The organism is Streptomyces sp. R302, from assembly GCF_012927245.1.
Taxonomy (GTDB): domain Bacteria; phylum Actinomycetota; class Actinomycetes; order Streptomycetales; family Streptomycetaceae; genus Streptomyces.
Genome location: NZ_JABBGE010000002.1, coordinates 234,119 through 251,149, shown reverse-complemented (window position 1 = coordinate 251,149; position 17,031 = coordinate 234,119). Strand labels below are relative to the sequence as shown.

The window sequence follows — 17,031 nt, the reverse complement described above, 5'->3', positions numbered from 1 at the left end:
ACCGGGATCCGCCGGGACTCGTACGCCGCCGCTCCGCGTCGAGCGAGCCGCGATCGGTGCGTGCCGACACGCACCGTCCCGCGGGGATGCCGGGGCGGCGGCGGGTTCCGGCCCTCAGACCAGCCGGGGGAGGACCTCGGCGCCGAGCCGCCGCAGGTTCTCCTCGGTCGCCGCGAGGTCGCCGGAGCCCTCGGCGAGCAGCGCGAAGCGGGTGATGCCGGTGCGCTCGGCGGTCGCCGCGAGCCGGTCCGCCGCGAGCTCCGGGGTGCCGACCGGGTGCAGCGAGCAGAGCAGCTCGGTGTACGCCACCGGGTCCCGCATCGCCCGGTGCCGGCCGTCCACCGTCACATGCGCGTCCAGGCCCTGTTTCAGCCAGCCCGGCATCGCCTTCACCAGCGTCTCCACCGCGTCCCCGGTCCGGTCCGCGAGCTGCGCCACGCCCGCGGAGACATGACCGGCGCCGATCCGCGCCACCTCGTCGGGATCCCGCCCGGCCTCCCGCGCCCAGCGGGCCCAGGCCGCGACCGCCTCCGCCTTCTCCTCGTCGCCGCAGTGCATGCCGAGCAGCATCGGCAGCCCGCGCTCTGCGGCGAGCCGCACGCTCTTCGGCGAGGTGCAGGCCACGATCACCTCCGGCGCCGCCTCGCCGCCGATCAGCTCGTCCGCCCGGGGCACCACCGCCACCTCGCGGAAGGAGAAGCGCTCGCCCGCGGCGCCCACCCGGGGCTCGGTCAGCCAGCGCAGCAGCAGGTCGAGGGCCTCGGGGAAGCCGTGCTCGTACGCCTCCAGGCCCGCGCCGAACACCTCCAGGTCCACCCACGGCCCGCCGCGCCCCACCCCGAGGGTGAACCTGCCGCCGGAGGCGATGTGCAGGAGCGCCGCCTGCTCGCCGAGGGCGACCGGGTGGACGGACGGCAGTACGCTCACCGCCGTCCCCACCCGCAGCCGCCGGGTGCGGCCCAGGAGCAGCGCCGCCAGCGTCACCGCCGAGGGGCAGACGCCGTACGGCACGAAGTGGTGCTCGGCCAGCCAGACCGAGTCCAGGCCCGCCTCCTCGGCCACCTCGGCGGTCCGCACCGCCCGGTGCAGCGCCTCTCCCTGACCCTGGCCCGGGAACTGGGCCGCCAGAACGAACGTTCCCACCCGCATCGTCTTCTGCCTCCTCGCGGCCGACGCGTCACTGACCCTCGTACCGGCAACAACGTCTGACACGTGCCAAAGGCAACGGCCTCGCGTGAAGTTCTTGCGATTTTCGGTCCGGAGGCCGGGACCGGGCACCCGGGCACCACGTCGCGGCCCGTACGCTGGAGGGAACGGTCCGTGTTCCCCGACCCCGTGAGGTGTGCTGTGTCCCCGCGTCACCACCGCTCCCGCCGCGGCGCGAAGCCCGAGGCGCAGGACGAGCGCGACGACCGGTACGGCGGCTCGCAGCGCACCGAGACCTGGCAGGGCGAGGAGTGGTACGTCCGCCTCGTCGCCGGCGCCAGCTCCCCGGGCAAGCGCTACCGCTGCCCCGGCTGCGACCAGGAGATCCCGGCCGGCGCCCCGCACGTCGTCGCCTGGCCCGAGTACGGCGGCGTCGACGACCGCCGCCACTGGCACAAGGCCTGCTGGAACGCGAAGGACCGCCGCACCACCCGGGTGCAGCGGTCCCGCAACGCGCCGAAGTACTAGGGTCCGTCCGCGCTCAGACGTCCCGATTGTTCAGCAGGGCGAACGCGCCGCCAAGACCCACCGTGGCGGCCACCGCCATGATCAGGAGCGTCTCCCAGCCCGCCGGGCCGTTGTCCGTGAACGGCGGCCGCGCGCTGTACAGCGAGATCAGCTGCGAGGGCACCGAGTAGGTGAAGAGCACCTCCTGGAGCCCCTTCAGCGCCGACGAGAACATGAACAGCGCCGCCACCAGCGGCAGCAGCAGCACGCCGATCATCACCGTGATCGCGCCGGCCGAGTGCCGCACCAGCGCCCCGACCGCCATCGACAGCAGACCGAGCAGCGCCATGAAGCCGGCCGCGCCGACCGTGGCCCGCGCCCACTCGCCGCCCGTCGGCTCCGCCGCGTCCACCATCGCCACCTGCGCGGTCGCCACCCCGAAGGCCACGACCAGGGTCACCGTGAAGACCAGCAGGAAGAAGACGATCGCCTTCGCCGCGAGCACCCGAGACCGGCTCGGGCACGCCGTCAGCGTCGTCCGGATCATGCCCGTGCCGTACTCGGACGAGATCGTCAGCACACCCAGCGTGATCACGCAGATCGAGGCCGGCAGCATCCCGAAGAAGCCCAGCGGCAGCGCCGACTCCTCGCCCATGTTCCCGCCCTCGGAGGCGGCGATCGCGCCCACGCCCAGGCCGATCACCAGCATCAGCAGGACCATCGTGCCCAGCGTCCACACCGTCGACCGCACCGAGCGGATCTTCGTCCACTCGGAGGCGAGCGCGTCCCCGAGGTGCGCCCGGCGGACCGGGATGGGGGAGACGTAGCCGTACGGCGGGGCGGGCGTCGGGGTCGGCGTGGGGGCGGTCATCGGGCGTCCTCGGTGGTGTCGCTCGGCTTCTGGAGGCTCGGCTGCGGGGCGGCGTACGAGTTCTGTCCGGGCGGCGGCGGGGCGTACCAGCCCTGCTGCGGCACGTCCGACGGGACCGGCGGCCCCTGCGGCATCCCGTACCCCGGCTCTCCGGGCTGCGGCGGGGCCTGGAGGTGGGCCAGCTTGTCGTCGGTCGAGCGGTAGTCCACCGCGCCCTGCGTGAGGCGCATGTACGCCTCCTCCAGGGAGGCCTGGTGCGGGGACAGCTCCCAGAGCCGTACGTCCGCCCCGTGCGCCAGGTCGCTGATCCTCGGCAGCGGCAGGCCGGTGACCCGCAGCGCCCCGTCCGGCTCGGACAGCACCTGGCCGCCGGCCTCGACGAGCACGCCCGACAGCTTGTCCCGCAGCGCGGGCTCGCCCTCCGGGGTGCGGACCCGGGCGAAGTCCGCCGAGTTCGCCGAGATGAACTGCTTCACCGGCATGTCGGAGAGCAGCTGCCCCCGGCCGATCACGATCAGGTGGTCCGCCGTGAGCGCCATCTCGCTCATCAGGTGGCTGGAGACGAAGACCGTGCGGCCCTCGGAGGCCAGCTTCTTCATCAGGTTCCGCACCCAGAGGATGCCCTCCGGGTCGAGGCCGTTGACCGGCTCGTCGAAGAGCAGCACCTGCGGGTCGCCGAGCAGCGCCGCCGCGATGCCGAGCCGCTGGCCCATGCCGAGCGAGAAGCCCTTGGAACGCCGCTTCGCCACGTCCTGGAGGCCCACCACGCCCAGCACCTCGTCCACCCGGCGGGCCGGGATGCCGGCCAGCTGGGCGAGGGACAGGAGGTGGCTGCGGGCGCTGCGGCCGCCGTGCACGGCCTTGGCGTCGAGGAGGGCGCCGACCTGCCGGGGCGCGTTCGGCAGCCGCCGGAAGGGGTGGCCGCCGATCGTCACGTGCCCGGCCGTGGGGGTGTCCAGGCCGAGGATCATGCGCATGGTGGTCGACTTGCCGGAGCCGTTCGGGCCCAGGAAGCCGGTGACGACGCCCGGCCTCACCTGGAAGGAAAGCTTGTACACGGCCGTCTTCGCGCCGTAGCGCTTGGTCAGGCCGACTGCCTCGATCATTCTCCAGCCCCATCGACGGCTCGGTGGTGTGCGATCGGGGGCAGGACGACGCGCGTGGCCACGAGGCCCCCGTACGAGTCAGGAGCTTATCCAGCCGTTGACGGTTCCCGCGCCCGCGATTCGAGACCGAAGCGAAACCTCCGGGAGAAATCCGGGACGCCCCTGAGGGGGCCAGGGGCCTCGGGCCCCCTCAGGCGCGTCCGCCGTCAGGCGTCCCGCCGCTTCAGCACCAGGTAGCCGCCGAGCAGCGAGGCCGCCACCCAGAGCAGCATGATCCCGAGCCCGCCCCACGGCCCGTACGGCGCCTTCTCCGAGCCGAGGGCGTCCGGCACCACCTGCATGATCTTGGAGCCCGCCCGGTCGGGGAAGTACTTCGCGACCTCCTTCGCCTTCGGCACCGCCGACAGGATCTGGGAGATCAGGAAGAAGAACGGCACCAGGATGCCGAGCGACAGCATCGAGGAGCGGAGCATCGTCGCCACGCCCATCGAGAAGACCGCGATCAGCCCCATGTAGATCCCGCCGCCGACCACCGCCCGCAGCACGTTGTCCGCGCCGATCGTCGTCCGGTGCTCGCCGAGCAGCGCCTGCCCGAGGAAGAACGACAGGAAGCTCGTCACCAGGCCGACGACCAGGGCGAGCACCCCGGCCACCGCGATCTTGGAGATGAGGAAGGTGGCCCGCTGGGGGACGGCCGCCAGCGAGGTGCGGATCATGCCCGAGGAGTACTCGGTCCCCACCACGAGGACACCGAAGACCACCATCGCCAGCTGGCCGAGGACCATCCCGGAGAAGCTGACGAACGTCGGGTCGAAGGTCGCCCGCTCCAGCTCGGACAGCTCGTCGAAGGTGGAGTTCAGGACCGCGGAGAGCGCCGCGCTCATCGCCACCGTGACGATCAGCGCCGACGCCAGCGTCCAGACCGTCGACGAGACCGTCCGGATCTTGGTCCACTCGGACTGGAGGACCGCAGGTACCGCCGCCATCCTCAGACCCCCTCACCGCTCTGGCCGGCCGCCGGGCCCTGCGCGGGACCCCAGCCGGAGTTCGCGCCCCACGCGGGGCCGGGCGCGGCCGGCTCGTCGCCGCCGTGTACGTCGGTGCCGTGCGCGTGGTACTCCACCGCACCCGCCGTCATCTGCATGAACGCCTCCTCCAGGGAGGCGCGCTGGGCGCTCAGCTCGTGCAGCGTCAACCGGTGCGCCGCCGCCAGCTCGCCCAGCTTCTCCGTCGAGGCCCCGTCGACCTCCAGGGTGCCGTTTCCGGCCTCGACCACCACGAGACCCGCCTCGTGGAGCACGTCCCGCAGCCGTTCCTGCTGCGGGGACCGCAGCCGGACGAAACTCCGCGAATTCTGCTGGATGAAATCCGCCATCGACGTGTCGGCCAGCAGCTTTCCCTGGCCGATGACGATCAGATGATCCGCCGTCAGTGCCATTTCACTCATCAGATGGCTGGAAACGAAGATCGTTCTTCCTTCGGCCGCGAGGGACTTCATCAGATTGCGGATCCAGTGAATTCCCTCGGGGTCCAGACCATTGACGGGTTCGTCGAACATCAGGATCTCGGGATCGCCGAGCAGCGCCGACGCGATCCCGAGCCGCTGGCCCATGCCGAGCGAGAATCCCTTCGACTTCTTCCGTGCCACCGCCGTCAGCCCGACCAGGTCGAGCACCTCGTCCACCCGCCGCTCCGGGATCCGGTTCGACTGCGCCAGGCAGAGGAGGTTGTTGTGGGCCGAGCGGCCGCCGTGCATCGCCTTGGCGTCGAGCAGCGCCCCGATGTACTTGAGCGGCTCGTCCAGCTCCCGGTAGTGCCGGCCGTCGATCCGCACGGTCCCGCTCGTCGGGTTGTCCAGATCGAGCATCATCCGCATCGTCGTCGACTTCCCCGCCCCGTTGGGCCCCAGGAAGCCGGTGATCATGCCCGGCCGGACCTGGAAGGAGAGATGATCGACCGCCGTCTTCGTCCCGAACCGCTTCGTCAGCCCCTCAAGCTCGATCATGCGTACCAAGCTAAGGGCGCGCGAAACCCCCCGCCACCGGAGTGACGGGGGGTTTTCACGGGGTCTCGCAGCCGGCCCGGGGGCCGGGGCCTTACCGGGTCTGCTGGGCCGGGACGCCCGCGGAGCGGTCCTCGTCCAGCGGGGAGCCGGCGGCGGCCACCGCGGCACCGGTCAGCGTCGCCAGCATCTCGCGGACGTTGGTCAGCTGCGCGTTGATGGAGTCGCGGCGGTTGGTGAGCGCCGCCAGCTCGCGCTCCGATTCCGAACGGATCCGGTCGGCCTTGGCGTTCGCGTCGGCCACGATGTCCTCGGCCTGGCGCTGCGCGGTCTCCACCGTCTGGCGGGCCCGGCGCTCGGCGTCCGTACGGAGCTTCTCGGCCTCCAGGCGGAGCTGCTCGGCGCGGTGCTCGATCTCGGCGAGGCGCTTCTCGGCCTTGGCCTGACGGGAGGCCAGGTCGCGCTCGGACTGCTCGCGGCGCTTCGCCAGGTTGGTCTCGAAGTCCGCGGCGGCCTGGGCGGCCTTGGCGCGGGTCTCCTCGAAGAGGGCGTCCGCCTCCTCGCGCTTCGACTGGGCGTCCTTCTGCGCCTCGGCACGCAGCGAGTTCGCCTCGCCCTGCGCCTTCTCGACGATCCGGACGCCCTCGTCCTCGGCCTTCGCCTTGCGCTCGGCGGCGAAGGACTCCGCGTCGTTGCGCACCTGCTGGGCGGCCGACTCGGCCAGCTCGCGGTGCTGCTCGGCGGCGCGGCGGGCCTCCTCGCGCAGGTCCTTCGCCTCCTCCTCGGCGAGGCGGAGGATCTTCTCGACACGCGCGCCGAGACCGGCGTACGACGGCTCCGCGTCGCTCACCTGCGCCTGGGCGTTCTGCGTTTCGAGGTGGAGCTCCTCGATGCGCTTCTCCAGGGAGGTGATCCGGGCCAGAGCACTGTCACGGTCGGCGACCAGCTTGGTAATGCGGTCGTCCACCTGACCGCGGTCGTAACCACGCCGCACGAGCTCGAAGCCGAAGGGGGAGGATGTGTCGCTCATGGGGTTCCTGTCGAATGAGACCGGTGAGGTGTTAGAGGGAATCCTAGGGGCCGAAGCGGCGTGTCATCGAGCGTATGCCCGTTTGATCTGGAGAATGTCCAGCCTTTTGAGTGGCTAGCCGTCCTGGGACTTGCCACCCGAACGAGTGGACCCCGAGGAAGCGCCCGCCTTGAGTCCGTCCTTCGTTCCCGCCGACGGAGTCTCGAAAGACTCCAACGCTTCGAGAACGTCCTGGACACGGGAGATCTCGGCATTGATGTCGGTACGACGCCGGGTCAGGACCTCCAGCTCGCGCCGGCCCTCCTGGACCAGCCGGTCCGCCTCGGCCTCCGCCTCCGCCTTGATCCGCTCGGCCTCCGCCACCAGCGAACTCTTCTTCTGCTCGGCCTCCTTCAGGAGCCCGTCGGCCTTCCGCACGGCCGCGATCCGGACCTTGCTCGCCTCCGAACTCGCCTCCGAGAGCAGTTCCTTGGCCTTCTCCTCGGCCTCGGCCCGCTGCTCCTCCGCGGCCTTCACCAGCTTGTCGACCCGCTCGCCGGCCGTCTTCATCTGCTCGGCCGACTCGCGCCGGGCGCGCTCGTGCAGCTCCTCGATCTCGCCCTCGACGCGGCCCCGCAGCTCCTCCGCCCGCTCCCTTATGGCGGTGGCGTCCTTCCGCGCCCCGACGAGGAGTTCGTCCGCGTCGGTCCGCGCCTTCTCCACCAGCGCGTTGCCCTCCACGGTCGCCTCGGCGACGATCCGGTCGGCCTCCTTGCGGGCGGCGCCGACCATGGTGTCGGCCTGCGTCTCGGCCTCGGCGGTGGCGCGCAGCGCCTCCTCCTGCGCCTTGGCGATCAGCTGGTCGGCCTGCTCGGCCGCGTCCGCGCGCTTCTTCGCGCCGGCCTCGCGGGCCTCGTCCAGGGTCCGGTCGGCCTCCGCGCGGGCCTCCGAGCGCATCTGCTCGGCCGCCGCCTCGGCGTCCTCCTTGACCCGCGCCGACTCGGTACGGATCCGCTCGGCGTCCTGACGGGCCGACTCCAGCGCCTGGGCGCCGTCGGCCCGCAGCCGCTCGGCCTCGCCGGCCGCGTCCGCGATGGTCCGCTCGGCCTCGGCACGGGCGTCGGCGGTCACCGAGTCGGCCAGCTCGCCGGCCTCGTCGGTGATCCGGCCCGCCTCGGCGGTCGCCTCGCCGACCAGCGCGTCAGCCTGCTCGGCCGCGTCCTGGCGGCGCTTGTCGGCGGCCTGCCGGGCTTCGTCCAGGATCTGCTCGGCGTCCGCCAGGGCCGCCGTCCGCAGCGCCTGGGCGTGCGCCTCGCCGTCCGTCTTGACCTGCTCGGCCTCGGTCCGCAGCCGCGCCGCGTCCCGCTCGGTCGTCTCCCGCAGCTCGGCCGACTCCGCCGCGATCCGCTCGGCCTCGGCCGTCGCCTCGCCGATGAGGGTGTCGGCCTGCTCGGCCGCGTCCTGGCGGCGCTTGTCCGCCGCCTGCCGGGCCTCGTCCAGGATCTGGGTGGCTTCGGTGGTGATGCGTTCGGCTTCGGTGGTGGCTTCGCCGATGAGGGTGTCGGCCTGCTGGGCCGCGTCCTGGCGCCGCTCGTCCGCCGCCTGCCGGGCCTCGTCGAGGACCTGGGAGGCCTCCGCCGCAATGCGTTCGGCTTCGGTGGTCGCCTCGCCGATGAGGGTGTCGGCCTGTTCGGCGGCGTCCTGGCGGCGCTTGTCGGCGGCCTGTCGGGCGTCGTCGAGGATCTGGGTGGCTTCGGTGGTGATGCGTTCGGCTTCGGTGGCGGCTTCGCCGATGAGGGTGTCGGCCTGTTCGGCCGCGTCCTGGCGGCGCTTGTCCGCCGCCTGCCGGGCGTCGTCCAGGACCTGGGAGGCCTCCGCGGCGATCCGCTCGGCCTCCGCCGTCGCCTCGCCGACCACGCCCTCGGCCTTCTCGGCCGCCTCCGAACGGATCCGGTTGGCGTCGTCCCGGGCGTCCGCCCGGGTGCGGGCCGCGTCCTGCTCGGCCGAGGCCAGCGCGTCCGTCGCCTCGGTGCGCACCCGCTGGGCGTACTCGGCGGTGTCCGTACGGAGCTTCTCCGCCTCCGCGATCGCGTCCCCGACCGTCCGCTCGGCCAGCGCCTTCGCCGCCTCGGACTCCTCCTGGGCGCGCGCCCGCGTGCGGGCCGCGTCCTCCGCGGCCCGCTCCTGCTCCTCGTGCGCGTCGGAGCGGACCCGGTCCGCCTCCTCCTGCGCCTCGGCCCGGGTCCGCTCCGCCGCGTGCTCCGCGGCCGAGCGCAGCCCGGCGATCTCCTCCTCGGCCTGCTCGCGCAGCCCGGCGACCGAGTCGCGGACCTCCTGCGCGGCTCGCGAGGCGGCGCCGACCATCTCGGTCGCCCGCGCGTCCGCCTCCTCGACCAGGCGCTGCGCCTCGGCCTGCGCCTCCTCCACCCGCTTGCGGGCGGCGGCCAGGAGCTCCTCGGACTGCTCGCGGGCGTGCTCGCGCTCCCGGCCGGCCTCGGAACGCGCCGACTCCAGCGTCTCCTCGGCCTCCCGGCGGCGCCGGACGGCCTCCTCCTGCGCGGCGGCCAGCGCCTCGGCGGCCTCGGCGGCCACCCGCTCGGCGGCGGCCGCGGCCTCCGCCCGCACCCGGTCGGCGGTCTCCTGGGCCTCGGACCGCAGCCGCTCGGCCTCGGTCTCCGCCTCGGAGGTGAGCCGCTGCGCGGTCGCCTCGGCCTCGGCACGGGCCGCCGACGCGTCCGCCGCCGCCTCCGACCGCAGCCGCTCGGCCTCCTGCTCGGCCTGCTCCGACAGCGTCCTGATCCGCTCGGCGCCCTCCGCGCGCAGCCGCTCGGTCTCCTCGGCGGCCTCGCGCCGGATCCGCTCGCCCTCGGCGCGGGCGTCGGTCAGCTCCTGCCCGGCCGCGGCCACCTTCGCCTCGGCGTCGGTGTGCAGCCGGGTCAGCTCCTCGGCGGCCTCGGCACGGCGGGCCTCGGCGGCCCGCTCGGCGTCCGCGCGCAGCTCGGCGGCGGCCTTCTCGGCGGACGCCCGTACCGCCTCGGCGTGCTCCTCGGACTCGGCGCGCAGCCGCTCGGCCTCCGCGCGGGTCCGCTCCAGGGTCTCCTCGGCCTGGGTCCGGAGCGTCTGGGCGCGCTCCATCGCCTCCGAGCGGACCTTCTCGCTCTCGGCGCCGGCGCTGGAGCGCAGCTCGTCGGCGTCGGCCTTCGCCTTGGCCAGCAGCTCCTCGGCGGTCTTCGCCGCCTCCTCGATCTGCTGGACGGCCTCGCGGCGGGCCTCGCCGCGGATCCGCTCGCCCTCGGCGACGGCCTCGGCGCGCAGCTGCTCGGCCTCGCCGCGCAGCCGCCGGGCCTCCTCCTGGAGCTCGACCGTCTTGGCCCGGTACTCCTTGGTGTCGTCCTTCGCCGAGCCGAGCAGTTCGTCGGCCTGCTCCTCGGCGCGGGAGCGCAGCCGGTCGGCCTCGGTCTCGGCCTCGCGGCGGATCCGCTCGGCCTCCTCGGAGGCCCTGCGGGTGGTCTCGGCGGCGTCCTCGGAGGCCTTGCTGAGGATCTCCTCGGCGCCCCGGGCGGCCTTGGCGAGCGCGGCGGCCGAGTCCTCGGCGGCGCTGGCGCGGGCCTTCTCGGTGGCCTCGGCGAAGACCTTCTCGGTGTGGGCGGTGGCCTCGCGGAGCTTCTCCTCGGCCTCGGCCTTGAGCTGCTCGGCCTTCTCGGTGGCCTCGCCGACGAGCCGGGCGATCTCCGACTTGGCGGTACGGGTGCGCTGTTCGTTGACGGAGTCGGCGGAGGCCAGCGTCTTCGCGGCGGACTCCTTGGCCTCCGCGAGGGCCTTGTCGGCCTCGGCGCGGGCCTGCCGCAGCTTCTCCTCGGCCTCCTGGATCCGCTGCTCGGCGGCGCGGGTCAGCTCGGTGGCCTGGCGGCGGGCCTGGTCGGTCTCGGCGACGGCTGCGGTGCGCAGCTGCTCGGCGTGGCCGGTGGCCTCCTGCGCCTGGGTGGAGGCGGCCGTCATCAGCCGCTCGGCGTCCTTGCGGGCGCGCAGCAGAATCGCTTCGGCCTCGGCGCGGGCGGCTTCCGCCTCGGCGCCGACGCGGCGGCCGGTCTCCTCGGAGAGGCGGGCGGCCTCGGCGCGGGCGGCGGCGATCGACTGCTCGGCCTCGGCGCGGGCCTCGTCCATCAGGCGGCGGGCCTGGGACTCGGTGCGGGCGCGCAGCTGTTCGGCCCAGGCCACGTTCTCGTTGACGTGGGCCTCGACGGTCTGGCGGCGCTCGTTCAGCTCCTGGTCGAGCTGCTGGCGGCGCTGCACCGCCTCGTTGTGGAGCTCGGCCTGGAGCCGGGCCTGGTGCTCGGCGTGCTCCTGGAGGATCCGCTGGGTCTGTGCCCGGGCCTCGCGCAGCTCCCGCTCGGCGTCCTGGCGGAGCTGCTCGGCCTGCGCCTGCGCGTTGCGCAGCAACTGCTCGGCCTGGTAACCGATGTCCGCGCTGTCGTAGGCGGGGCGGGACGCGATGGTGCGCCGCGCCTCGTGGAGCTTGGCACGCAAGACCTCGACCTGGTAGCCCAGGTCCTCGGCGTGCTGGACGGCCTTCTCTCGCTCCTTCTTCAGCCGGTCCATCTCGGCTTCGAACCGCGAGAGATGGTCGTCTTCAGCTCGGTGGCTCTCCTGCCGTTCGTAGCCCCGCACCGCGCGGTCCATCCTTCCCCGAGCCCTGCGAGCGGGGGAGACCCCGACCCCTGGTCGCGACGTTCCGACGAGCACCGTTCACCCGACAGAACGGCCCCCCGGGGAATCGTGTCAGATCGGACGACCCCGACATCCCGACTACGACGCCGCGCGAAGCGGCCCCGACCGGCCCCGGCCCGGAGCCGCCCACTCTACCGGGCCGGGAATACGGAGGTCAGTGCTCCGCTGAGGAGTGGTCAGCGGAAGCGGGCGCGGAGGTGACGAGTTCGGTGAGGACGCCGTGGCAGTCCTTGGGGTGGAGGAAGGTGATCCGGGAGCCCATGGAGCCGGTCCGGGGCTCGTCGTAGAGGACCCGGACGCCCTTGCCTCGGATGGCCTCGGCGTCCCCGTCGACGTCCGCGGTGCCGAAGGCGATGTGGTGGACGCCCTCGCCGTTCTTGGCCAGCCACTTGCCGACCGCGGAGTCCTCGCGGGTGGGCTCCAGGAGCTGGAGGTAGGAGGCGCCGCCGTCGTCCGTGGCGTTGATCCGCAGCATGGCCTCGCGGACGCCCTGCTCCTCGTTGACCTCCGAGTGGTAGACCTCGAAGCCGTACGTGGCACGGTAGAACTCGACGGTCTTGTCCAGGTCGAAGCAGGCGATCCCGATGTGGTCGATACGCGTCAGCATGGTTCCAGTCCACCCTGGTGGGGGTGGTTACGCAACGTGCGCGCCGTCACACCGGCAGGCCGGTGACCGCGCGCCGCACCGCTCAGTACATTGGCGGTAAACCCTCGTTCACTCCTCATCCCAAGGGGCTGTGCCTCATGTCTGGAACGACCGGTACCACTTCAGTGATCGTCGCGGGCGCCCGCACGCCCATGGGTCGACTGCTCGGCTCGCTCAAGTCCTTCTCCGGCGCCGACCTCGGCGGTTTCGCCATCAAGGCCGCCCTGGACCGGGCCGGCATCGGCGGCGACCAGGTGCAGTACGTGATCATGGGCCAGGTGCTCCAGGCGGGCGCCGGGCAGATCCCCGCCCGTCAGGCCGCCGTCAAGGCCGGCATCCCGATGAACGTCCCCGCGCTCACCATCAACAAGGTGTGTCTGTCGGGCCTGGACGCCATCGCGCTCGCCGACCAGCTGATCCGCGCCGGCGAGTTCGACGTCGTCGTGGCCGGCGGCCAGGAGTCCATGACCAACGCCCCGCACGTGCTGCCGAAGTCCCGCGAGGGCTTCAAGTACGGCGCGATCGAGATGCTCGACGTGATGGCGCACGACGGCCTGACCGACGCCTTCGAGAACATCGCCATGGGCGAGTCCACCGAGAAGCACAACACCCGCCTCGGCATCGACCGCGCCTCCCAGGACGAGATCGCCGCGCTGTCGCACCAGCGCGCCGCCGCCGCGCAGAAGAACGGCGTCTTCGAGGCCGAGATCACCCCGGTCGAGATCCCGCAGCGCAAGGGCGAGCCGGTCGTCTTCTCGAAGGACGAGGGCGTCCGCGCCGAGACGACCGTCGAGTCCCTCGGCAAGCTCCGCCCCGCCTTCGCCAAGGACGGCACCATCACCGCCGGCACCTCCTCGCAGATCTCCGACGGCGCCGCCGCCGTGGTCGTGATGAGCAAGGCCAAGGCGGAGGAGCTCGGCCTGGAGTGGATCGCCGAGATCGGCGCCCACGGCAACGTGGCGGGCCCGGACAACTCGCTCCAGTCGCAGCCGTCCAACGCCATCCAGCACGCCCTGAAGAAGGAGGGCCTGACCGTCGACGACCTCGACCTGATCGAGATCAACGAGGCCTTCGCCGCGGTCGCCGTACAGTCCATGAAGGACCTCGGCGTGTCCCCGGAAAAGGTGAACGTCAACGGCGGCGCCATCGCGCTCGGCCACCCGATCGGCATGTCCGGCGCCCGTGTGGTGCTCCACCTCGCCCTGGAGCTCAAGCGGCGCGGCGGCGGCATCGGCGCGGCCGCGCTCTGCGGCGGCGGCGGCCAGGGCGACGCGCTGATCATCCGCGTGGCCGGCAAGTAAGCACTTCCGACAGGAGAAGGCAGCATGGTGGACGTCCCCGCACTGGTCGCCCAGGCACGGGAGGGCAGGCCGCGGGCCGTGGCCCGGCTGATCTCGCTCGTGGAGGGGGCGTCCCCGCAGCTGCGCGAGGTGATGGCGGCGCTGGCCCCGCTCACCGGAAACGCCTACGTGGTGGGCCTGACAGGCTCGCCCGGCGTCGGCAAGTCCACGTCGACCTCGGCGCTGGTGACCGCGTACCGCAGGGCCGGGAAGCGGGTCGGCGTGCTCGCCGTCGACCCGTCCTCGCCGTTCAGCGGCGGCGCGCTCCTCGGCGACCGGGTCCGGATGTCGGAGCACGCCTCCGACCCCGGCGTCTACATCCGCTCGATGGCCACCCGCGGTCACCTGGGCGGTCTCGCCTGGGCCGCCCCGCAGGCCATCCGGGTCCTCGACGCGGCCGGCTGCGAGGTGATCCTGGTGGAGACCGTCGGCGTCGGCCAGTCCGAGGTGGAGATCGCCGGGCAGGCGGACACCTCGATGGTGCTGCTGGCCCCGGGCATGGGCGACGGCATCCAGGCCGCGAAGGCGGGCATCCTGGAGATCGGCGACGTGTACGTGGTCAACAAGGCCGACCGGGACGGCGCCGACGCCACCGCCCGCGAGCTCAACCACATGCTGGGCCTCGGCGAGGCCCGCGGCCCCGGCGACTGGCGGCCGCCGATCGTGAAGACGGTCGCGGCGCGCGGCGAGGGCGTGGACGAGGTCGTGGAGGCCCTGGAGAAGCACCGGGCCTGGATGGAGGAGCACGGGGTCCTGGCGGAGCGCCGCAAGGCCCGGGCGGCCCGCGAGGTGGAGACCATCACCATCACGGCGCTGCGCGAGCGGATCGGCGACCTGCACGGGGACCGGCGGCTCGACGCGCTGGCCGAGCGGATCGCGACCGGCGCGCTCGACCCGTACGCGGCCTCCGACGAGCTCCTGGCGAGCCTGACCGGCAACTGACGCCTGGACGACGGAGAAGGGCCTCCCCGCCGCGGGGAGGCCCTTCTCCGTGGATCCGTCAGGTCACGGCTTGCCGCGCTTGCCGCGCAGCCGCTCCGCGATCGGCTTGAGCGACTCGTGGAGGTCGCCGAGCGCCTCGGGGGAGAGCCGGTCGATGAAGTGGTCGCGGACCGACTCCACGTGGTGCGGGGCGACCTTGCGCATGGTGTCCATGCCCTCGTCGGTGAGGACCGCGTAGAGGCCGCGGCGGTCGGACTCGCAGTTGACCCGCTGGACCAGGCCGGCGTTCTCCATCCGGGTGATCTGATGGGAGAGGCGGCTCTTGGACTGGAGGGTGGCGGTGGCGAGGTCGCTCATGCGGAGCCGGCGCTCGGCGGACTCCGAGAGGTTCACGAGGATCTCGTAGTCGTTCATGGTCAGGCCGAAGGGCTGGAGGTCGCGCTCCAGCTGGTGCGTCAGCATTCGCTGGACGTCGAGGAAGGTGCGCCACGCGCACTGCTCGGCGTCGGTGAGCCAGGGGGTGGCCGTCTCGGTGTCCATAGAGTGGATTCTACCTAAGAAGTTGAATACTTGACGAAATCTGAGGGGTGACGCGCGGCACCCGCCGGACCGGCCGCGGTCCTCGCGCGGCCGTTCGAAGCATCACGCTCCGCAGACTACCGCTCACAGCCCGAAGCGCCGCTGCAGGTCCCCGAGCTGGCCGGGAAGGCGCGGTACCGCTCCTTGCGCCGCCTGGCCGGAACCGTGCGCACCGTGCCCGCCCGGCACCCCCGCCTGGGCCGGCGGCGCGCCGATCGCCCGCTCCGCCATCAGCAGCTCCGTCGACTGGAGCAGCACCGTGCCCGCGCCGACGAACTCGAACTGGTGCTCCTCGCCCGAGGAGCCCCCGATGCCGGTCAGGGCGCGTACGCCGCCCATCACGCCCGTCAGGTAGGCGTGGTCGTAATGGTGGCAGGGGGACGGGCAGTCCGCCCAGCCGACCAGCGCCTGCGGGTCCACCCGCAGCGGCGGCTCCATGAAGACCACCGGACCGTTGGACGCGGCCACGAACTTGCCGGTTCCGATCAGCGTCACGAAACCCGGCACGATCGACTGCTTCAGCGCCAGCGTCGGCTGGTAGGCCAGCAGGTTCCCCGAGCGGATCGTCAGATTGCCCTCGTCCAGGTCGTACGAGTTCACGTCGAAGGCCCGGTCCGCGAGCAGCATCTTCCCGGAGCCCTCGGCCACCACCCAGTCGCTCGCGTGCAGCGGCGAGTGGAAGGCGGTCCGCACCAGCCGGTCGAGCCGCCCGTGCCCGATCCCGTTGAACTCGATCTGCCCGTAGTAGGCGATCATCTTCCCCTTCTGCAGGAACCACTGGGAGCCCTTGAGCTCCACGCAGAAGGTGTAGTCGTTGACGTTGTCGTCCGACGGCAGGGTGTGCGGATCGTGGATGACAGGGGTGCTCACAGCTTCTCCTCCGACGCCTGGACGTACACCGCACCGCTGCCGCTCAGCTCCAGCTGGAAGGCCTCGCCCGAGCCGCGGCCCACCATGTCGCGCCAGCCCAGCGCGGTCGAGAGCTTGTTCCGCACGTCGCCGTGGTGGGCCACGTACGCCTGCGGGTCGACGTGCACCGGGCGGCCCGGCGCGATCGGCAGCTCGATGACCCCGCCGTGCGCCATGACCGCCACCGAGCCGTGGCCCTTCAGGGTGGTGGTGAAGAGGCCCTGGCCGGTCACCTGGCCGCGGACCAGGCCCATGACCCCGCCCTGCGAGCCCATGAACATCGTGCCCTGCTCCAGGGTGCCGTCGAAGGCGAGCAGCCGGTCCGCCTCCACGTACAGGGTGTCGCCGGTCAGCGCGATCACCTGGATGTGGTGGCCGCCGTGCCCGAACATCACAAGTCCGTTGCCCTCCACGGTCATCAGCGGCGTGGCCTCGCCGGCCACCCGGCGGCCGATCATCGACATCAGACCGCCCTGCCCGCCCGCCATGTTCGGCGTGAACGTGACGTCCCCGCGGTACGCGAGCATGGCGCCGCGCTGGCTGAAGAGGCGCTGCCCGGGGATGACGGTCGCCTCGACCATCTTCGAGTTGATCTCACGGAAGGGCATCAGACGTCACCTCCGATCGTGTTCCGCTCGCTCGGCTGCACATAGACCAGTCCGTCGCCCTCGAAGCGGATCTGGAAGGCCTCGCCGCCGCCCTCGCCCAGCAGGGTGCGGAAGGTCACGCCCGACTGGAAGTGCTGCTGGAGGTTGCCCTGGTGGGCGACGTACGCGCCCGGGTCGACCGACAGCGGGTACTGCGGGGTCACCCGGAGCACCGTCGCCGGGCCGTCGGACAGGAGCGCCGCCTGCCCGGTGCCCTCCACCGTGGTGGTGAAGAGGCCGTTGCCGGTCGCGCCGCCGCGCATCCCCGTGAAGGTCGTGCCGGTGCGGAGCCCCGCGTCGGTGCAGAGCAGGTTGCTCGCCTCCACCCACAGCTTGTCGCCGTGCAGCTGGACGAGGTTGATCTCGGAGGCCCGGTCGGCGAACCAGCAGGTCCCCTGGCCCTTGACCTCCATCACCTCCATCTGTTCCCCCGTCAGGCGACGGGTGACCATGCCGCGCAGGCCCTCCCCGCCGCCGCTCATCTTCTTGAACGCCATCTGCCCGTCGTAGGCGACCATCGAGCCGTTCTTCGCCTTGACGGCGTCGCCGGTCATCGTCACGGCGAGCACCTTGCTGCCTTGGAGTCGGAACGTAGCCAC

15 protein-coding genes are annotated in these 17,031 nt (G+C 72.7%); 3 read left to right on the top strand and 12 right to left on the bottom strand.

The window, feature by feature from the left end:
• Positions 1–114 precede the first annotated feature (114 nt).
• Positions 115–1,149 carry an LLM class flavin-dependent oxidoreductase gene (locus HHL19_RS07035; protein ID WP_169086737.1) on the bottom strand — a complete coding sequence of 345 codons (1,035 nt, stop codon included), beginning with the start codon at positions 1,147–1,149 and terminating at the stop codon, positions 115–117.
• A gap of 198 nt (positions 1,150–1,347) precedes the next feature.
• On the opposite strand from HHL19_RS07035, the gene HHL19_RS07030 reads away from it, so the two are divergent.
• The gene (locus HHL19_RS07030) at positions 1,348–1,674 is read left to right on the top strand and encodes an ATP/GTP-binding protein (RefSeq protein ID WP_169086735.1); all 327 of its coding nucleotides are present in this window, start codon (positions 1,348–1,350) and stop codon (positions 1,672–1,674) included.
• Between the two features lie 13 nt (positions 1,675–1,687).
• Here the strand turns inward: HHL19_RS07030 and HHL19_RS07025 are convergent, their stop codons facing one another.
• The 7 genes from HHL19_RS07025 to mce form a co-directional block, all read right to left on the bottom strand.
• Positions 1,688–2,524 carry an ABC transporter permease gene (locus tag HHL19_RS07025; protein ID WP_169086733.1) on the bottom strand — a complete coding sequence of 279 codons (837 nt, stop codon included), beginning with the start codon at positions 2,522–2,524 and terminating at the stop codon, positions 1,688–1,690.
• Positions 2,521–3,630, bottom strand: a complete 1,110-nt coding sequence (locus HHL19_RS07020; RefSeq protein WP_169086731.1) for an ATP-binding cassette domain-containing protein — start codon at positions 3,628–3,630, stop codon at positions 2,521–2,523. Before HHL19_RS07020 ends, HHL19_RS07025 begins: the two co-directional genes overlap by 4 nt.
• 206 nt (positions 3,631–3,836) lie before the next feature.
• Positions 3,837–4,616: an ABC transporter permease gene (locus tag HHL19_RS07015; RefSeq protein ID WP_169086730.1), complete on the bottom strand. Its 780-nt coding sequence runs from the start codon at positions 4,614–4,616 to the stop codon at positions 3,837–3,839.
• A gap of 2 nt (positions 4,617–4,618) precedes the next feature.
• Positions 4,619–5,635: an ABC transporter ATP-binding protein gene (locus tag HHL19_RS07010; protein ID WP_169086728.1), complete on the bottom strand. Its 1,017-nt coding sequence runs from the start codon at positions 5,633–5,635 to the stop codon at positions 4,619–4,621.
• Positions 5,636–5,726: 91 nt separating this feature from the next.
• Positions 5,727–6,662 carry a cellulose-binding protein gene (locus tag HHL19_RS07005; RefSeq protein WP_169086726.1) on the bottom strand — a complete coding sequence of 312 codons (936 nt, stop codon included), beginning with the start codon at positions 6,660–6,662 and terminating at the stop codon, positions 5,727–5,729.
• A gap of 114 nt (positions 6,663–6,776) precedes the next feature.
• Positions 6,777–11,321 (bottom strand): polarized growth protein Scy, encoded by a 4,545-nt coding sequence (gene scy / locus HHL19_RS07000; protein ID WP_169086724.1) that lies wholly within the window; start codon positions 11,319–11,321, stop codon positions 6,777–6,779.
• Positions 11,322–11,523: 202 nt separating this feature from the next.
• Entirely contained in the window at positions 11,524–11,976 is a 453-nt protein-coding gene (gene mce, locus HHL19_RS06995) for a methylmalonyl-CoA epimerase (RefSeq protein WP_031006202.1), read from the bottom strand.
• 137 nt (positions 11,977–12,113) lie between these two features.
• Between mce and HHL19_RS06990 the strand changes: the two genes are divergently transcribed.
• Positions 12,114–13,316 carry an acetyl-CoA C-acetyltransferase gene (locus HHL19_RS06990; RefSeq protein ID WP_169086722.1) on the top strand — a complete coding sequence of 401 codons (1,203 nt, stop codon included), beginning with the start codon at positions 12,114–12,116 and terminating at the stop codon, positions 13,314–13,316.
• Positions 13,317–13,340: 24 nt separating this feature from the next.
• Positions 13,341–14,297 carry a methylmalonyl Co-A mutase-associated GTPase MeaB gene (meaB, locus tag HHL19_RS06985; RefSeq protein WP_169086720.1) on the top strand — a complete coding sequence of 319 codons (957 nt, stop codon included), beginning with the start codon at positions 13,341–13,343 and terminating at the stop codon, positions 14,295–14,297.
• Positions 14,298–14,360: 63 nt separating this feature from the next.
• Here meaB and HHL19_RS06980 read toward each other — a convergent pair whose 3' ends face one another.
• The 4 genes from HHL19_RS06980 to HHL19_RS06965 all read right to left on the bottom strand — a co-directional run bounded on the left by HHL19_RS06980 (position 14,361) and on the right by HHL19_RS06965 (position 17,031).
• Entirely contained in the window at positions 14,361–14,837 is a 477-nt protein-coding gene (locus HHL19_RS06980; protein WP_169086719.1) for a MarR family transcriptional regulator, read from the bottom strand.
• Between the two features lie 123 nt (positions 14,838–14,960).
• Entirely contained in the window at positions 14,961–15,746 is a 786-nt protein-coding gene (locus tag HHL19_RS06975) for an AIM24 family protein (protein WP_169086717.1), read from the bottom strand.
• Positions 15,743–16,393, bottom strand: a complete 651-nt coding sequence (locus tag HHL19_RS06970; protein WP_169086715.1) for an AIM24 family protein — start codon at positions 16,391–16,393, stop codon at positions 15,743–15,745. The genes HHL19_RS06975 and HHL19_RS06970 overlap by 4 nt, the downstream gene beginning before the upstream one ends.
• Positions 16,393–17,031, bottom strand: a complete 639-nt coding sequence (locus tag HHL19_RS06965) for an AIM24 family protein (protein WP_169086714.1) — start codon at positions 17,029–17,031, stop codon at positions 16,393–16,395. Before HHL19_RS06965 ends, HHL19_RS06970 begins: the two co-directional genes overlap by 1 nt.

Bases quoted from the DNA above. Each gene is read 5' to 3' on its own strand.
- HHL19_RS07035 (WP_169086737.1), bottom strand. From the start codon at position 1,149: ATGCGGGTGGGAACGTTCGTTCTGGCGGCCCAGTTCCCGGGCCAGGGT.
- HHL19_RS07025 (WP_169086733.1), bottom strand. From the start codon at position 2,524: ATGACCGCCCCCACGCCGACCCCGACGCCCGCCCCGCCGTACGGCTAC.
- HHL19_RS07020 (WP_169086731.1), bottom strand. From the start codon at position 3,630: ATGATCGAGGCAGTCGGCCTGACCAAGCGCTACGGCGCGAAGACGGCC.
- HHL19_RS07015 (WP_169086730.1), bottom strand. From the start codon at position 4,616: ATGGCGGCGGTACCTGCGGTCCTCCAGTCCGAGTGGACCAAGATCCGG.
- HHL19_RS07010 (WP_169086728.1), bottom strand. From the start codon at position 5,635: ATGATCGAGCTTGAGGGGCTGACGAAGCGGTTCGGGACGAAGACGGCG.
- HHL19_RS07005 (WP_169086726.1), bottom strand. From the start codon at position 6,662: ATGAGCGACACATCCTCCCCCTTCGGCTTCGAGCTCGTGCGGCGTGGT.
- scy (WP_169086724.1), bottom strand. From the start codon at position 11,321: ATGGACCGCGCGGTGCGGGGCTACGAACGGCAGGAGAGCCACCGAGCT.
- mce (WP_031006202.1), bottom strand. From the start codon at position 11,976: ATGCTGACGCGTATCGACCACATCGGGATCGCCTGCTTCGACCTGGAC.
- HHL19_RS06990 (WP_169086722.1), top strand. From the start codon at position 12,114: ATGTCTGGAACGACCGGTACCACTTCAGTGATCGTCGCGGGCGCCCGC.
- meaB (WP_169086720.1), top strand. From the start codon at position 13,341: ATGGTGGACGTCCCCGCACTGGTCGCCCAGGCACGGGAGGGCAGGCCG.
- HHL19_RS06980 (WP_169086719.1), bottom strand. From the start codon at position 14,837: ATGGACACCGAGACGGCCACCCCCTGGCTCACCGACGCCGAGCAGTGC.
- HHL19_RS06970 (WP_169086715.1), bottom strand. From the start codon at position 16,393: ATGCCCTTCCGTGAGATCAACTCGAAGATGGTCGAGGCGACCGTCATC.